A 16,936-nucleotide genomic window follows, 5' to 3' on the forward strand; every position below is an offset into this window, starting at 1 on the left:
GTGGTATTAATAATAGTTCTAAAAATACTGTTTTTCTAAACGGTTTTAAGAGCTAGAACAACACAAATTAAATCTAGAGCTATTACACACATGTAATTGTTCCTGAAGCAATGTATTCTTTACCTCTAATAACTTCAGTAGCCATTGCCATTGTTGGTGTTTTTAATCAACAATTTCAGGTTAAAAAAGCAATGAGAGTTTCGACGTCCCTTTTTTAAGCAATCCACTACCACATTTTTCCCAAAATTCCTTAATTTCGCGACTCGACTACAATATAGATATCATGAGCGCTAAATTTCCTGAATATAAAGGACTTGACTTACCAAAAGTAGCAGAAGAAATTCTTAACTATTGGGAGGAAAACAACATCTTTGAAAAAAGTATTTCCACTAGAGAAGGCAATGAGCCATTTGTGTTTTTTGAAGGTCCTCCTTCTGCAAATGGATTACCTGGAGTACACCACGTTTTAGCACGTGCTATTAAAGATATCTTTCCAAGATATAAAACCATGAAAGGGTTCCAAGTAAAGCGCAAAGCTGGTTGGGATACGCATGGTTTACCTATCGAGCTTGGTGTTGAAAAAGAATTAGGAATCACTAAAGAAGATATTGGTAAAACCATTTCTGTTGAAGATTATAATGCAGCTTGTCGTAAAGCAGTCATGCGTTATACAGATGTTTGGAATGAGCTCACACAAAAAATGGGCTATTGGGTAAATATGGATGACCCATACATTACTTACGATCCAAAATATATGGAAAGTGTTTGGTGGTTACTCAAAGAAATTTATACTAAAAAATTAATGTATAAAGGCTACACGATTCAGCCTTATTCCCCAAAAGCAGGAACAGGGTTAAGTTCACATGAGCTTAATCAACCAGGAACGTATCAAGATGTTACAGATACAACTATTGTTGCTCAGTTTAAAGCCAACGCAAAGTCATTACCAGGCTTTTTGCAAAATGAAGGGGATATCTATTTCTTAGCTTGGACGACAACACCTTGGACATTGCCAAGTAACACAGCGTTGACCGTTGGAGCAAAGATTGATTATGTGTTAGTAGAAACATACAATCAGTATACATTCCAACCGATGAATGTGGTTTTGGCTAAAAAATTAGTGAATAATCAGTTCTCTGGAAAGTTTAATTTGGTAGAAGAAAAATCAGAACTATTAGAGTATAAATCTGGAGATAAGAAGATCCCATATTACGTTGTTAAAGGATTTAAAGGCGTTGATTTAGTAGGGATTACCTATGAGCAATTATTGCCTTATGCCCTGCCAAATGATAATCCGAAAGATGCTTTCAGAGTTATTTCTGGAGATTTTGTAACTACAGAAGATGGTACAGGAATTGTACACACCTCACCGACTTTTGGAGCAGATGATGCTTTAGTTGCAAAACAAGCAACACCACAGATTCCGCCATTATTAGTTAAAGATGAGAATGATAATTTAGTGCCTCTTGTTGATTTACAAGGGCGTTTTAGAAAGGAAATTAAAGATGATATTTACGGTTTCGCTGGAGAATATGTGAAATCTGAATATTTGAGTGATGACGAATTAATTACTGAATTTGAGAAGCAAAAAGTATATTTGAGTTCTGTCATCTCTGATCTCAAAGCGTATTTAAGTGTTGATGAACGCTTAGCGCTTAAGTTAAAAAATGAAAATAAAGCCTTTAAGGTTGAGAAATATAAGCACAGTTATCCAAATTGTTGGAGAACAGATAAGCCTATTTTATACTACCCTTTGGATTCATGGTTTATTAAAGTGACAGATGTTAAGGATAGAATGCACGAGCTTAATAAAACCATTAACTGGAAACCAGAATCTACGGGTACTGGTCGCTTCGGGAATTGGCTAGCAAACGCAAATGATTGGAACTTATCACGATCTAGATATTGGGGAATTCCATTGCCTATTTGGAGAACTGAAGATGGAACTGAAGAAATATGTATCGGTTCTGTGGAGGAATTAAAATCTGAAATGGCGAAAGCAGTTTCAGCTGGTGTACTCGCTAAAGATATCTTTGACGATTTTGAAGTTGGCAACTTTTCCGAAGAAAACTACGCTAAAATTGATTTACATAAAAATATTGTCGATGAGATTGTGTTGGTGTCTCCAAGCGGACAACCAATGCAGCGTGAGAACGATTTGATTGATGTGTGGTTTGATTCTGGTTCTATGCCGTATGCTCAATGGCATTATCCTTTTGAAAACAAGGAGCTTATTGATGACAATAAATCATTTCCTGCAGATTTTATAGCAGAAGGTGTTGACCAAACTCGCGGATGGTTCTATACTTTACATGCGATTGGAACGATGGTGTTTGATTCTGTAGCCTACAAAAATGTGGTGTCTAACGGATTGGTTTTAGACAAAAACGGACAAAAGATGTCTAAACGTTTAGGTAATGCGACAGATCCATTTACAACTTTAGATACTTATGGTGCAGATGCGACGCGTTGGTACATGATTATGAATGCGAATCCTTGGGATAATTTGAAATTTGATCTCGAGGGAATTGAAGAGGTGAAGCGTAAGTTCTTTGGAACATTATACAATACGTATTCATTCTTTACATTATACACTAATTTAGATAAATTCACATATAGTGAGACCGATATCCCTTTAGCAGAACGTCCAGAAATTGACCGTTGGGTGTTGTCTGAGTTACATACTTTGATTCAAAAAGTAGACGATTACTATGCGGATTATGAACCTACCAAAGCCGCAAGAGCGATCTCAGAATTTACACAAGATTATTTGAGTAATTGGTACGTGCGTTTAAGTAGAAGACGTTTTTGGAAAGGGGATTACCAAACCGATAAAATTTCAGCTTACCAAACATTGTACACTTGTATGGAAACTATCGCTAAGTTAGGAGCACCTATTGCACCTTTCTTTATGGATCGTTTATATATGGATTTAAACTCTGTAACCCATAAAGAATCATTTGAAAGTGTGCATTTAGCAGATTTTCCAAAATTTGATGCGTCTTATGTAGATAAGAGTTTAGAACATAAAATGGAGAGTGCTCAAACAATTTCTTCATTGGTATTATCTTTAAGAGCTAAGGAAAAGATTAAAGTGCGACAGCCATTACAAAAAATCATGATACCTATAGACTCAAAAGAGCAAAAGGATGAGATTATGGCAGTTGCAGAGTTAATCAAGTCTGAGGTTAATGTCAAAGCAGTTGAGGTTTTAGAAGATGCAAGTGGTATTTTAGTGAAACAAATTAAACCTAATTTTAAGGTCTTAGGACCTCGTTTTGGACAAGACATGAAAGCTGTGGCTCAGGCAGTTAACAGTCTTGCCGCAAGTGATATTAAAAAAATAGAGCAAAACGGTACTTTAGATGTGGAAATCAACGGAAAAAGTATTACTTTAGAACTGTCAGATGTAGAGATTACATCAAAAGATATCGAGGGTTGGCTCGTAGCAAGTTCTGGAGCATTGACAGTAGCTTTAGATGTGACGCTAACAGAAGAATTAAAGAAAGAAGGTATCGCAAGAGAGCTCGTTAATAGAATTCAAAACTTACGAAAAGATTCAGGGTTTGAATTGACAGATAGAATCAGTGTTCAGTTTCAAAGAGATGCACAGATTAAAAATGCGATAGAAACAAATTTAGAGTATATCAAAACAGAAACTCTAACCGACAAATTAGAGATTGTAGAACATTTAAATAATGGTATAGAAATTGCTTTTGATGATGTAAATACCAAATTATTTATTCAAAAAATATAAAATATGGCAAGTGAAAACACTGTAAGATTTTCAGATAAGGACTTAAGTGAATTTAAAATTCTTATCCACGAAAAGATAAAAAAAGCACAACGTGATCTAGAATTGATTAAAAGTGCATATATGAATGATGGCAACAATGGTACAGATGACACATCGCCAACGTTTAAAGCCTTCGACGAAGGTAGTGCTGTAATGAGTAAGGAGTCCAATTCGCAATTAGCAATTAGACAAGAGAAATTTATTAGAGATCTTAAAAATGCGTTGATCCGTATTGAGAATAAAAGCTATGGTGTTTGTCGAGTTACAGGTAAACTCATTAATAAAAAGCGTTTAGAATTAGTGCCTCATGCAACATTAAGCATTGAAGCTAAAAACATGCAGTAGTAACAGATTTCTATTAAAAGTTATTTTATTCAAAGTAAGCGTCTCAATTGAGGCGTTTTTTTGTTTCTAGAGACTTGATTTTACATCTTCATTTACAATAATAACCTTATTTTTGTTTTACAAATTTCTAATGATGTCATTAAAAAAAGCTACAATTCTAATTCTAAGTATTCTCCTTATTGATCAAATAAGTAAATTTTATATTAAAACACACTTTACACTTAACGAGAAATTAGAAGTTTTTAGTTGGTTTCAAATTGCCTTTGTTGAAAATGAAGGGATGGCTTGGGGAACAAAAATTAGCGATTTTGTCTCATTCATATCAGATAGAACAGCAAAAGTTAGTCTAACAATTTTTAGAATTGTGGCAGTCATTGGAATTGGGTATTGGTTAAAGAAATCAATAGCAGATAGAAGCTCTAAAACCTTGATTTTTGCAATTTCATTAATATTTGCAGGAGCTTTAGGTAATATCATTGATTCGGTCTTCTACGGGCTGATTTTTGACTCAAGTTTAAGTCAAGTTGCAACCTTTCTCCCAGAACAAGGTTACGATACAATATTTCATGGTAAAGTGGTAGATATGCTTCACTTTCCATTGTGGAGTGGCGTGCTGCCCGAGTGGATCCCGTTTTATGGTGGTGAATATTTCACCTTTTTTGATCCTGTATTTAATATCGCAGATATGGCGATTAGTACCGGTATTGGGATTTTAATTTTCTTTAATAAGCGTGCGTTTAAAAACTCTTAAAGCTAAAACTAGTCATGAAATTCAAATATTTTTTTATAGCACTTTTAGTCTTTTGCTTCTCTAACATAATGACTGCTCAAAACCAATATGGAATTGACTTCACTAAATATGACAGCCAAGTTTGTCAAAAGTTTAATCAAGCCTTTTCTAATAGACCAAAAGAGATTAAATTTGGTATTAAACGAGTCAACGCTAGTTTATTTTTTGAAACCAACGACGAAGACTGGTTTAATAGTTTATTTGTTGATGCTTATGATGGAATAGCTATTGACATAGTAGCTAAAGATCGTTATGCTTGCAATGTTGAACACATAGAAAGTGTTCAAATAAAAGGTCTATTATTACCACCCGTGTATTCAAAACGACTTAAAGGAGGACTTAAAAAATCAGATATCACATTATATCGTGTTTTGGTTGGACGTATTCCTGCTCATTTATTGAATAAAGACCTTGAGTTTAATACATTGTTTTTAAGTAATAAAAACCTCTGTCAGTATTATGTGATTTATGACTTGGAGTCCTACCCGTGGGATTTATTGGATATGGGAATGTATCTAGATTCAATTACGTATAAGGAGAAACAAATAAAAACAGCCTCAAGCGACAGTCATGTAATAAAAAACAAATCGCTGAAGTTTAAAATTCCATTTAAAAAAAACAAATCTGAGTATTCTCAAGATGATATAAGACCGCTTTATGATTCTTTGCGTTTAACAGATTTTAATATAAAATCAATTAATATAAAAGCGTATTCGTCTATAGAAGGAAGTTTGGAGCGCAACGTCAAACTTCAAGAACAGAGAGCTTTAAGTATTGTAAAGGCAATTCAAAGTTTTCAAAAACCATCTATAAAAAACGAGATTTCATCTTCAGAGAACTGGGTAGAGTTTTTAAATGATATTGAAAACACAAAATATGAAGATTTAAAAAGGTTGAGTAAAGGCCAGATAAAAGCTAAGCTTGTTGGCGTATTGTCTTCGGAAATGGAACCTATTTTAAAGAAACATAGAAAGGCATTAGTTACTTTAGAACTAGAAAAGAAGGATGTCTACAAGGATTTGAATACTACAGAACTTCTGAGTAAATTTAATTCATCCATAGCATCTAATGATTTAGGTGAAGCGTTGAAAATTCAAAACTCTTTGTTTGAGAAGCTTAAAAATAAAGAAGTGTCTCCAGACGTATTGGATAAAATGCAAGTGCCAAATCAGTTAAAATACATGACTTTTTTAAATAAAAATGCTGCATATAAATATGTTTTAGAAGAGCCTCAGGTTTTAATTGTTTATAATGAATTACTGGAACTTGAAAAATTAGCACCCAAAGATAAACGTGTCAAATATAATATTGCTGTTACTAAATTAAGACTATGGAGATTAAAGGCGATTGATGTTGAAGATAAGAAACTGAAAGCAGAAATCAGCGCCTTGAAAAATTATGGAATAAGCGATGCTCTAATAACTAGGATATTAGTGAATTATCATGTTGTTATTGCCGAAAATTTAATGCGTAAACGAGATTACACAAATAAGGATAAAGCAGTAAAGTTTATAGAAAACAATTATAAGAAATTTGATTTGTTAGATTATGATTATTTGAGTTTAGCACAATTTTTTAGCTACTATGCCAATACAGATTTATCAGTAGCGCTTTTAAAAGACAAAGTTAAGCAAATTGATACTGACGAAAACTTGCTATTCTACTATTTGAATTTAACGATTATTAATCCAGAACTAACAAAAACTTCAGATTATAGAACGATTATGTTGAATGCATTAAATATGAATAAAACGCGTTATTGTGAACTGTTTAATCCTTTTGGAGCGGGAGGAGTTACCTTTCAATTATTAGAAGATGATTATTTGAGAGAGACCTATTGTGAAAGTTGTATGAACTAGTTTTTGAAGGTATAAATGTCATGAGGAGTTACACAGTAATCCAAGATAATATCACCTTGATAGACATCTGTTATTTTTTTTTCGCTTTCAAAAAATGACAGTCCAATTTTAAGAGTTTCTGGTTTGCACATGGCTAAAAATTTATCATAAAATCCTTTACCATAACCCACTCTATGACCTTGTTCGTCAAAGGCTAATAGAGGTACAAATACAACGTCAATTTGTTCTGGAGTAATAGTGATACCATTTACAGGTTCAGGAATATGCCATTTATTTTTTTTAATGGTCGTACTATCTGTCAGCAGAATATGTGACATCTCTCGTGTAGAAAAATCACTTTTAGAAATAATAATGTTTTTGTCTTTGCCTGAGAGAATATTTAAAATATAATCGGTATTGACTTCTTTATGTTCAATAATAGATAAAAAGATATGATAGAACTCATGATCCCAAATAGGAAGAAGAAGTAATTGATTAGCAATTTTTAAGCTATAGTCTTCTATTTGTTTTTCAGAGAGTGCTTTCCTAAGCGTTTTATAATGTGTTCGTAATTTAGTTTTGGTCATGATCTAAACCTATTGAAAGATGAAAAATAGCATCGCCTTGATAAATAATTGGTGACTCATTGACATTGAAAATATAGCCTGCATTAGGTGCTTTTACAAAATGATTGAAACTGCCATAAGGATCTGTAATATTTCCTATAACATCATCTTTTTCTACGTAAGAATTTATAGCTACTGTTGGTTTATACATCCCAGAAAACTTAGCCCTCAACCATTTGCTATCCTCAATTATTAATGCTTGAGTCTTAGGTTTAGAGACTTTAAACTTACTATTTAACATACCCAAGTGATGTAAAACACGCTTGGCACCATTGACACCAGTATTTGTTATGGTATCGTGAATATTAAAAGATTTACCGCCTTCAAATAAGAGCATGGGTACACCAACTTTACTGCAAGCATTCCTAAATGATTTATTTAAATTTTGCGAATAATAGATGAAAGGAGCTCCAAAAACATGAGCTAATTCGGCAAGTCTTGGATCATCTTTTATGATGCGAATTTGAGCTGCATTAAAACGATCTGCACCGCCAGTATGAAAATCCATCACAAAATCTACATGAGGTATAATTTCTGTCATTACAAAATGTGCGACTCTGCTAGCTAAAGAACCATTTGAGCTTCCTGGGAACACACGATTGAGGTCTCTGCCATCAGGAAATAAGCGATCCATGTTTAAAAATCCAAAAACATTTATTACTGGGATACAAATAATGGTTCCTGTTTTAGGTTTATTAATCCCTTTTGCAATAATTTGTCTAACGATTTCTACACCATTAATTTCGTCACCATGAATACCCGCAGTAATTAAAACTGTAGGGCCTGGTTTTCTTGAGCGCTCAATAATTATAGGGACATCTAGAGTATTACGAGTATGTAGTTTTGCAACTTCAAAAGTAACAGTTGCACTTTTTCCCAAGGCAATTTTTTCGCCTAAAATATTTAAATAATCTTTATTTTCAATTTTCATATCTACACATTTCGTTCTATAAAACGAATAATACTGGATGCAATGTCTTTTTTAGTTGCAGTTTCAATTCCTTCTAATCCTGGAGAGGAATTGACTTCTAAAACTAAAGGACCACGAGCCGATTGTAGTAAATCTACACCGCAAATACCTAAACCAAGAGATTTAGCAGCTTTTAAAGCCGCATTTTCTTCGTCGTCTGTAAGTTCAATGATATTTGCGCTTCCACCTCTGTGTAAATTAGACCTAAACTCACCTTCTTTACCTTGTCGTTTCATAGCGCCAACCACTGTGCCATCAACGATGAAGACCCGAATATCTGCTCCTTTAGACTCCTTAATAAATTCTTGAACAATAACCCGTGCTTGTAACCCATTAAACGCTTCGATAACAGATTCTGCTGCATTATTTGTTTCAGCCAATACAACACCTAGTCCTTGAGTTCCTTCCAGTAATTTAATGACCAAAGGCGCTCCACCTACATAGTCAATCATGCTTTGTACATCTTTGGCATAGTTAGAAAAGACCGTTTTTGGCATTCCTAAACCCGCTCTAGATAACACTTGTAGACTGCGTAACTTGTCTCTAGATCTCACTAAAGCTTGAGATTCTACAGCTGAAAACACTTTCATCATTTCAAATTGTCTTACTACAGCTGTTCCATAAAAAGTTACAGAAGCGCCAATTCTAGGTATGATAGCGTCTGCTTCCAAAGTTCTACCTTTAAAAATAACTTTCGGGTTCTTTTTCTCGATAATAATATCGCACATCAAAGGATCAATAACTTCAATTTCGTGCTTGCGTTTTTTTGCAGCTTCAATAAGACGTTTTGTAGAATATAGATGAGGGTTTCTTGACAGAATTATAATTTTCATTATGTAAATCGATTTTTATTTTATACTTGATTAAGAGTTTGCAAATTTATTCTTGGTTGGACAACTTCTGTTGATAAGATAAGTTTTTTAGACTAACGTCTACAATAAATTTTTTGGAAAGAAATTTTCGGCCGATTAAAATGGGATACTTCATTTCATCTCTGGTGCTTAAGGTGAGATTAATTTTGTATTTTTTATCAAATAGAATAATGCTTGTTTTAACCATGTATCTATTTTGTACCATACCATTACTACTTTTAACTTTGGCTGTAGAGTAATTTTTAAAAACAATGATTTTTTTATTATAATTAGGATGTTCCTTATCAAAAAATAAGCATTTCAATAAATGGTCTTCTTCAACAACCTTATGGCAGTGCATAGACGATGTGTAAGCACCTGTATCGATTTTTATATCAATATCAAATAAATCAAGAGTAGAAAAATCTGCTTTATCTATTCTGCCTATAGTTTTTTTTGGCATTTTAAAATTTGGACGCAAAGTAACAAAAACTTCAGTTATATTAATCTTGTTATAATAAATTCTATTGAAAATATTTTTTAAAGATTACCTTTGATAAAATGGATAAACCCACACTAGACATACAATTGAAAACCTTACCTCAAGAGCCTGGTGTATATCAATATTTTGATGCAGATGATAAGTTGATCTATGTAGGAAAAGCAAAAAACATAAAAAAAAGAGTAAGCTCTTACTTTACAAAAACGCATGAAAATGGTAAGACTAGAGTTTTAGTAAAAAAGATAGCTAGCGTTAAACATATTGTTGTAGAGACTGAGACAGACGCACTTTTGCTAGAAAATAATCTCATAAAAAAATATAAGCCACGATATAACGTGCTGCTTAAAGATGATAAGACCTATCCTTGGATTTGTATTAAAAATGAACGTTTTCCAAGAGTGTTTCCAACACGACGTATTTTTAAAGATGGCTCAGAGTATTATGGGCCATATACGAGCATGAAAACGGTTTGGATATTGCTGGATTTAATTAAAGGTTTGTATAGTTTGCGAACTTGTAATTACAATCTTTCTAAAGATAAAATAGAGGCAGGAAAGTATAAAGTTTGTTTAGAATATCATCTAGGTAACTGCAAAGGACCATGTGATGACTTACAAAGTGAAGAAGAATACAACACACATATTATTGCCATAAGGGAAATAATAAAAGGGAATTTTAAAGATTCACTGTCCCAATTTAAAACCCAAATGAAACAATTGGCTCAAGATATGCAATTTGAACAAGCCCAGCGTATTAAAGAAAAAATTGAGGTTTTAGAAAAATACCAATCAAAATCAACGATTGTAAATCCAAAAATTAGCAATGTTGATGTGTTTAGTATTATGAGTGACGAAGGTTATGCGTATATCAACTTTTTACAGTTATCTTATGGAAGTATCATTAGGTCACACACTTTAGAGATTAAAAAGAAATTGGATGAAACCGATTTACAGTTATTAGAATTGGCAATTACTGAAATTAGACAACGCTTTAACTCCACATCAAAAGAGATTTATGCACCTTTTCCTCTAAAGTTGGGTAAGGATATAATGGTAACAGTCCCTAAATTAGGGGATAAAAAGAGGATTTTAGACTTATCACTGCGTAATGCAAAATACTATCGTATGGAGCGTTTTAAACAAGTAAAAATTGTAGATCCAGATCGTCATGCCAATCGCATAATGGCTCAAATGAAAGTAGATTTAGGACTGCCTGATGAACCTCGTCATATCGAATGTTTTGATAACTCAAACATACAAGGCACGAATCCTGTCGCTGCATGTGTGGTTTTTAAAGATGGGAAACCAAGTAAAAAAGACTATCGCAATTTTAATATTAAAACGGTTGTAGGTCCAGATGATTTTGCGTCTATGGAAGAGGTGGTTTATCGCAGATATAAACGTTTGCTTGACGAGAAACAGCCCTTGCCACAATTAATTATTATTGATGGAGGTAAAGGGCAATTATCATCATCTTTGAAAAGTTTGGATGCTTTGGGTCTTCGCAACACAATAGCAATCATCGGAATAGCAAAACGTTTAGAAGAATTATTTTATCCAGATGACCCAATTCCCTTATATTTAGATAAAAAAAGTGAAACGTTAAAGGTGATTCAGTATTTGAGAAATGAAGCACACCGCTTTGGGATTGAGCATCATAGAAATAGAAGAAGTAAACAGGCACTTAATACAGAGTTGGAAACCATACCAGGAATTGGAGAGCAGACGGTTGTGGCATTGATGAAGCAATTTAAGTCGGTGAAGCGCATTTCCGAAGCAAAAAAAGAAGAATTAGAAACCGTTGTTGGAGTGTCAAGAGCTCAAAAAATAATAGCGTATTACAGTAAAAAGTGATTTATAGATACATCATTATAATAGGTTTGTTTTGTGCGTTTTCAATGAAAGCGCAAACAAACAGTAATACCCAAAAGCCAAAAGTAGGATTGGTGTTAAGTGGCGGAGGAGCAAAGGGTTTTGCTCATATTGGTGTTCTTAAAGTGATGGACAGCCTCGGTGTAAAAGTAGATTATATTGCTGGTACAAGCATGGGAGCCATCATTGGGTCTTTATATGCTTCTGGCTATTCAGGGATGCAGTTAGATTCTATTTTTAGTAGCTTAGATTTTGACGCAGTGATCAATGATGATTTACCGCGCTCAGCCAAAACATTTTATGAACGGGATAACACAGAGAAATATGGTGTTATACTTCCTTTTAATAGATTTAAACTCAAGTTGCCTTCGGCCTTATCTAGAGGTCAAAATATTTTTAATTTATTAACTAAATTAACGCTTCATGTAAGCGAGATAGATGATTTTTCGAAGTTGCCAATTCCTTTTTTTTGCATTGCGACTAATGTAGAAAACGGAAAACCAGTCATTCTCGATTCTGGTAATTTACCACTGTCTATTACTGCTAGTGGAGCATTTCCGTCGTTATTTCAACCTGTAGCAATAGGTGATGAGTTATTAATTGATGGAGGTGTGGTTAATAATTATCCTATTGAGGAGCTTAAAGCAAAAGGGATGGATATTATTATAGGTGTTGATGTACAAGATGATTTGGCAACACGAGATGAGATGGTCTCTGCTCTGGACGTGCTGTCACAAATTAATAACTTTAGAACTATTAATGACATGAAATCAAAGTCTAAAAATACAGATATTTATATAAAACCAAATATTATAGGTTTCACAGTCGTGTCATTTAGTCAAGGAAGAGAAATTATTAAAAACGGTGAAATTGCTGCTTTAAAAGAGTTAGAGGCCTTAAGAAAATTGCCAAAAATTAATAGAGATACTAATAGTAGGTTTATTGATTTAATCCCTGCAGATAGTATTGCTATTAACGGAATTAGTATCAAAGGTAATGATCGCTACACGCGATCTTATATTTTGGGTAAGTTAAAACTCAAAGGGAATGAGACGTTAAGTTATGCCAATTTCAATAAAGGTGTAAACAATTTGATAGCAACCAATAATTTTGATTCCTTTCAATATAGTTTTAAAGAATCAAAGGATACAGAGGGTTATGAGTTTGCAGCAAATCTTCGAGAATCTAGAACAACAACGTTTTTGAAGCTAGGCATACACTTTGATGATGTGTACAAAAGTGCGGCACTTGTGAATTTGACTACAAAAAGATTATTCTTTAATAATGACATAGTATCATTAGATATAATTTTAGGAGATAATGTGAGATATAATTTTGAATATCTTATTGACAAAGGATTTTATTGGAGTATTGGTTTGCGCTCGAGATATAATCAATTTGAAAAAAGCATTAATAGTGAGTTACTTTTGGATGAAGCACAAATTATTCAATCAGGAATTAATAAGTTAGATGTCAAGCTGAGGGATCAAACCAATCAATTTTATTTGCAAACCTTATTTAGAAAAGATTTTGCTCTTAGTCTAGGTGCAGAGCATAAACGGTTAAACATTAGATCTGAAACCATCACTATTGATACCGAAACTGATGAATTTTTATTCGAAAATACCGATTATTTTAGTGTCTTCGGAAATTTGAAACTAGACACTTATGATGATAAATATTACCCGTCAACTGGAGTGTATTTTAGTGGCTATTTGCACACTTATTTATTCGCTTCAAGTTTTAATAAAGATTTTGAACAGTTCTCTATTGCGAAAGCCGATTTGGGTTACGCATTTAGGCTTTCACAAAATATGAGTTTAAATCTTCAAACAGGAGGCGGTTTTAAATTTGGAGATAACGCTACCAATGCTTTAGATTTTGCATTAGGAGGTTATGGTAATAATTTTATAAATAACTTCATTCCGTTTTTAGGCTATGAATACATTTCAATTACGGGCAATAGTTATGTGAAAGCTCATGTAAAGGCAGATTATGAGATTTTCAATAAAAACCATATTACTTTAGAAGCCAATTGGGCTAATATTGGTAACGATATATTTGAATCTGGAGAGTATTTTTCCTTACCAGATTACAGAGGTTATGCCCTGGGGTATGGTATTGAAACCTTTTTAGGACCAATACAAGCTAAATTTAGTTACTCTCCAGAGCAGCGTAAAAGTGTTTGGTATTTTAATATGGGGTTTTGGTTTTAGAAAAAGCAGTAAAGAAAACGCCTTACTGCTTTAATATTTCTCTAAAAATTTACTCTTTTTTATTACTTCTTAGATAGCACACGCTATACCAAAGAAAAAAAGCTAAGCAGCTAATTTGAAGTGAAAAAGCGCTAATTGAAAATTCATTTTTATTTAAAATATCATCTGCAAACCCTACGGTCATTATAATTATGCCTGCAAAACACCAAATGAATATGAAAATGGATTTTGGAATATTTAATGCTATATTTAAAATGCTTAATTTAAACATCTTCAAATGTTGCAACGCAGTAACTAAAATCTGCAATAATTAATACTAACCCTATACCTCCTAACACTCTAGCTCCAACTTTTTTCATTAATTTTTTTACCAGTTGCTTATCCATAGTTTGAGTAGTTAAAGCAGCTACTAATGTCATTCCTGTTGCTATTCCTGTAGCTTCCATGAAGCATGTTCTAACAATACTTACATGAGAGGTCGTGTCATCTTGTGCATAAGCACTTTCTCCAAATATATTTAAAAAATTTATAGATGCCTAATTATTATTAGCATAGGATGCTAACATCACTAAAGGAATTAAAGTTGAAGGATCTTCACCATCTAGCATTTCAATTACATCGCTTTCAGTAAACCCATTATTATAAAAATATTCTACAGCTGCATTTGTAACTGGTTCTAAAGCTTCTAATATTGGTTCTATAGGTATTTCAATGGTTGTAAGGCAATTTTCCATTTCATTGTTATTTGTAGTATCGGAACTTTCGTTGCCATCATTATTAGTCTGATCATCATTAAAATTATCAATAATTAATTGATGATTATTTTTGGCTTCAATTAAATCACCAATATCCTCAATATCATTCACTATATTCTCTATAGCACTAGCACTTGATTGATTGTAATCTTTAAAACATACGGTTTGTGTTTCACTTTCATATTCTCGATTATATAATGCGTAAGAATTGGACTCTCCAGGTTTTGTTGATTTTAGTGTCTTAATCTTATATAAATTGCTTATATTTTCTTCTAAAGATTTTTTGAAATTATTTTTTGCAATATAACTTTGATTAGATTCGATATCATCTATCTGGCAGGATTGAAAGATAAACAGTCCCGATATTAGGGCTATTTTAATAGCAAAAATGGCAATCATGCCTTTTGCGAACATCAAAATTTTGACGATATTTCACCCATGTCAAATCTCATCTTCAAAGATTTATTAAGTCATCTGCAGTTTCTAATAAAAAGAAACCCAGAGTAATCAGCATATTTGTATCTTTATATCTATTATTTACATTTTGTTTTTCGAGGATGTCACACTGAGTGCAGTCGAAGTGCAAAATTGCAAGAACTTAAAAACACAACTATGCCTTTCTATCATAAATTAGGAAAAATACCACCAAAACGACACACCCAATTTCGTAAAGAAGACGGGACGTTGTATTCAGAGCAATTATTTGGTACCATAGGTTTTGATGGCATGTCCACCAATAGTTATCATGAGCAACGACCAACGCAAGTCAAAGCTATAAACAAACAATACAGCGTTGCCCCAAAAATTGCCAAAGCAAATCATATCCAGTCCTATCGCTTAAGAGGTTTTCAAATCAAGCCAGAAAATGATTATCTAGAAAGTAGAAAAGCAGTGCTTACAAACAGCGATTGTACGATTATTTTAGCAGCGCCAAAAAACAAAACAACAGACTATTTTTATAAAAATACAGATGCCGATGAGCTCATTTTTGTCCATAAAGGTTCTGGTAAATTAAGAACACATTTAGGAAATCTAGATTTCAAATATGGAGACTATTTGGTCGTTCCAAGAGGTGTGATTTATAAAATGGATTTTGATACCGAAGACAATAGACTCTTTATTGTAGAATCTCGAAGACCAATTTATACACCAAAACGCTACAGAAATTGGTTTGGTCAACTTCTAGAGCACTCGCCTTATTGTGAGCGTGATATTCGTCAGCCTTATGAATTAGAAACCAATAATGAATCTGGAGAATTTTTGATGAAAGTCAAAAAGCAAGATGATATATTTGAAATGGTCTATGCCTCACATCCTTTTGATGTGGTTGGTTATGACGGTTATAATTATCCATATGCCTTATCAATTCATGATTTTGAACCTATAACAGGTCGCATTCATCAACCACCGCCAGTGCATCAAACTTTTGAAACTGATGCCTTTGTAGTGTGTAGTTTTGTGCCTCGTTTATACGATTATCATCCAGACAGTATTCCTGCACCTTACAACCATAGCAATATAGATAGTGATGAGGTGTTGTATTATGTAGATGGTGATTTTATGAGTAGAAATGATATTGATGCAGGACACATAAGTTTACATCCAGCTGGTATACCTCATGGCCCACATCCTGGAGCAACAGAGCGTAGTATTGGTAAAGTAAAAACAGATGAACTCGCTGTAATGGTAGATACATTTAAACCTTTACAATTAACAGAAGAAGCTTTAAAGATAGCCGATGAAGCGTATTATAAATCTTGGTTAGAGCATTAAATAGAACAATTGATGCATAATAAATTACCCGCAGATCCTACTGCCATGATTTTAGGAATAATCGCACTAGTCGTATCCCTTGCAGGATGTTGCTGTGGGATATTTGCATTTATCCCTATAATTATTAGTATCATTGGGTTGGTGATGGCAAATAAAAGCTTGAGAATATATCAAATAAATCCAAGTATTTATGAGCCTCAAAGTAAAAGTAATGTGTCAACAGCAAAGGTTTTAAACATCATTGCTTTAGTAGTAAGTTCTATAGTGACACTATTTTATATCGCATATTTTATAATTTATGGTGCATTAATTTCGACCGCGATTATGGAAGGTATTGAGTTGCAAAATAATCCAGATGATTTCAATTATGAATGGGAAAACGACAGTATTTATAAGGACACTGATGCTTCTGAAAGAGAAGAAGATAGCATGAGAGTAGACTCCATTAATTTGGAGGAGTTAATAAAAATAAAGATAGACAGTTTAAATAATTAAAATAATAAATTTATTTTCTTCGGAAATATGAAGTGATTTCAAATTTTAGCATTTAAGTGAAAATTGATGATTTTTTGATCATTTGAGGATTTTTTTAGTTTGCATAGC

The 16,936-nt window shown here is 33.1% G+C and carries 14 protein-coding genes; 8 read left to right on the plus strand and 6 right to left on the minus strand.

Annotated features, from left to right (window positions below):
- The first annotated feature begins 283 nt into the window (after positions 1-283).
- The 4 genes from ileS (at position 284) to ACJAZK_RS09725 (ending at position 6,790) form a co-directional block, all read left to right on the plus strand.
- Complete coding sequence (gene ileS, locus ACJAZK_RS09710) at positions 284-3,757, plus strand: isoleucine--tRNA ligase (RefSeq protein ID WP_415223769.1); 3,474 nt, start codon at positions 284-286, stop codon at positions 3,755-3,757.
- A 3-nt stretch (positions 3,758-3,760) separates the two neighbouring features.
- The gene (locus tag ACJAZK_RS09715; protein ID WP_415223770.1) at positions 3,761-4,141 is read left to right on the plus strand and encodes a TraR/DksA family transcriptional regulator; all 381 of its coding nucleotides are present in this window, start codon (positions 3,761-3,763) and stop codon (positions 4,139-4,141) included.
- A 133-nt stretch (positions 4,142-4,274) separates the two neighbouring features.
- Positions 4,275-4,892 (plus strand): lipoprotein signal peptidase, encoded by a 618-nt coding sequence (locus ACJAZK_RS09720; protein WP_415223782.1) that lies wholly within the window; start codon positions 4,275-4,277, stop codon positions 4,890-4,892.
- A gap of 14 nt (positions 4,893-4,906) precedes the next feature.
- Positions 4,907-6,790 (plus strand): hypothetical protein, encoded by a 1,884-nt coding sequence (locus tag ACJAZK_RS09725; RefSeq protein ID WP_415223771.1) that lies wholly within the window; start codon positions 4,907-4,909, stop codon positions 6,788-6,790.
- Here the strand turns inward: ACJAZK_RS09725 and ACJAZK_RS09730 are convergent.
- From ACJAZK_RS09730 to ACJAZK_RS09745, 4 genes are read right to left on the minus strand one after another with little or no spacing between them, the layout of a single operon-like run.
- Entirely contained in the window at positions 6,787-7,356 is a 570-nt protein-coding gene (locus tag ACJAZK_RS09730; protein WP_415223772.1) for a 5-formyltetrahydrofolate cyclo-ligase, read from the minus strand. The genes ACJAZK_RS09725 and ACJAZK_RS09730 overlap by 4 nt on opposite strands.
- On the minus strand, positions 7,343-8,326 hold the full coding sequence (locus tag ACJAZK_RS09735) for a succinylglutamate desuccinylase/aspartoacylase family protein (protein WP_415223773.1): 984 nt from the start codon (positions 8,324-8,326) through the stop codon (positions 7,343-7,345). The genes ACJAZK_RS09730 and ACJAZK_RS09735 overlap by 14 nt, the downstream gene beginning before the upstream one ends.
- Before the next feature lie 2 nt (positions 8,327-8,328).
- Positions 8,329-9,198: a 30S ribosomal protein S6--L-glutamate ligase gene (gene rimK, locus ACJAZK_RS09740; protein ID WP_415223774.1), complete on the minus strand. Its 870-nt coding sequence runs from the start codon at positions 9,196-9,198 to the stop codon at positions 8,329-8,331.
- 46 nt (positions 9,199-9,244) lie between these two features.
- Positions 9,245-9,679, minus strand: a complete 435-nt coding sequence (locus ACJAZK_RS09745) for an ATP-dependent zinc protease (RefSeq protein WP_415223775.1) — start codon at positions 9,677-9,679, stop codon at positions 9,245-9,247.
- A gap of 98 nt (positions 9,680-9,777) precedes the next feature.
- Here ACJAZK_RS09745 and uvrC point away from each other — a divergent pair, with 98 nt between their 5' ends.
- Both uvrC and ACJAZK_RS09755 read left to right on the plus strand, forming a co-directional pair.
- Positions 9,778-11,571 carry an excinuclease ABC subunit UvrC gene (uvrC, locus tag ACJAZK_RS09750; protein ID WP_415223776.1) on the plus strand — a complete coding sequence of 598 codons (1,794 nt, stop codon included), beginning with the start codon at positions 9,778-9,780 and terminating at the stop codon, positions 11,569-11,571.
- Positions 11,572-11,615: 44 nt separating this feature from the next.
- Positions 11,616-13,805, plus strand: a complete 2,190-nt coding sequence (locus ACJAZK_RS09755) for a patatin-like phospholipase family protein (RefSeq protein WP_415223777.1) — start codon at positions 11,616-11,618, stop codon at positions 13,803-13,805.
- A gap of 263 nt (positions 13,806-14,068) precedes the next feature.
- On the opposite strand, the gene ACJAZK_RS09760 is transcribed toward ACJAZK_RS09755, so the two are convergent.
- On the minus strand, positions 14,069-14,251 hold the full coding sequence (locus tag ACJAZK_RS09760; RefSeq protein WP_415223778.1) for a hypothetical protein: 183 nt from the start codon (positions 14,249-14,251) through the stop codon (positions 14,069-14,071).
- Between the two features lie 90 nt (positions 14,252-14,341).
- Entirely contained in the window at positions 14,342-14,977 is a 636-nt protein-coding gene (locus ACJAZK_RS09765) for a hypothetical protein (protein WP_415223779.1), read from the minus strand.
- Between the two features lie 195 nt (positions 14,978-15,172).
- On the opposite strand from ACJAZK_RS09765, the gene ACJAZK_RS09770 reads away from it, so the two are divergent.
- Positions 15,173-16,333 (plus strand): homogentisate 1,2-dioxygenase, encoded by a 1,161-nt coding sequence (locus tag ACJAZK_RS09770; RefSeq protein ID WP_415223780.1) that lies wholly within the window; start codon positions 15,173-15,175, stop codon positions 16,331-16,333.
- A gap of 12 nt (positions 16,334-16,345) precedes the next feature.
- Positions 16,346-16,828 carry a CCC motif membrane protein gene (locus ACJAZK_RS09775; protein ID WP_415223781.1) on the plus strand — a complete coding sequence of 161 codons (483 nt, stop codon included), beginning with the start codon at positions 16,346-16,348 and terminating at the stop codon, positions 16,826-16,828.
- The last annotated feature ends 108 nt before the right edge of the window (positions 16,829-16,936 follow it).

Source organism: Psychroserpens sp., assembly GCF_047633235.1.
Taxonomy (GTDB): Bacteria; Bacteroidota; Bacteroidia; order Flavobacteriales; family Flavobacteriaceae; genus Psychroserpens.